Source organism: Desulfurellaceae bacterium, assembly GCA_021296095.1.
Lineage (GTDB): Bacteria > Desulfobacterota > Binatia > Bin18 > Bin18 > JAAXHF01.
In genome coordinates this window covers 81,008-81,509 of sequence record JAGWBB010000037.1, presented here as the reverse complement: position 1 = coordinate 81,509, position 502 = coordinate 81,008, and the positions used below count along the sequence as shown (strand labels likewise).

The following is a 502-nucleotide window of genomic DNA, read 5'->3' as shown; positions in this document are numbered from 1 at the left end:
TTACAGCTGGACCGGCTGGAGCTACGCGAGATTTTGGACGGTGTTGAGGTTAAGGGAGGAGACGCGGGTGGAGCGCCGAAGCTGCCTGAATGATCTGACTCTTCCTGTTATCGCGGACACGAGTGTCGTCATCAACCTCAATGCCAGCGGATGCACCGAAGCGATCCTGGATGCGTCGCTCAATCGCTTTCTCGTCGTTATCAATCCCCCCTACTTCCCTGCTGCCTGGGCGCGCGGGTAAATAGCGCTTCCTTCTTCTCTGCCGAGACCGGCTCGGTTTGGTCGGTGAAGGACCGAGAGAGGTCGCCTGCCTCTATCCCTCCCCCAGGAAACCGTGGACGGCCCCGACAAAGGCGTCCGACTGCTCGTATGGCAGCATATGGCCGGCCGCCTCGATGAGCGTTTTGCGGGCGTGGGGGATGAGAGCCTGAAAGCGGTCGGCATACACCGGCGGGATCAGCCGGTCACTCGTGCCCCAGACCAAAAGGGTCGGCGCGCGCAG

Annotated in this window: 2 protein-coding genes; one reads left to right on the top strand and one right to left on the bottom strand. The window is 61.8% G+C overall.

Features of this window, described 5'->3' with window-relative positions; all coding sequences use genetic code 11:
• The coding region (locus J4F42_11050) for a hypothetical protein (GenBank protein ID MCE2486040.1) at positions 1-241 on the top strand (241 nt) is incomplete at its 5' end.
• A 72-nt stretch (positions 242-313) separates the two neighbouring features.
• Here the strand turns inward: J4F42_11050 and J4F42_11045 are convergent.
• A partial coding sequence (locus tag J4F42_11045; protein MCE2486039.1) for an alpha/beta fold hydrolase occupies positions 314-502 on the bottom strand: 189 nt, incomplete at its 5' end.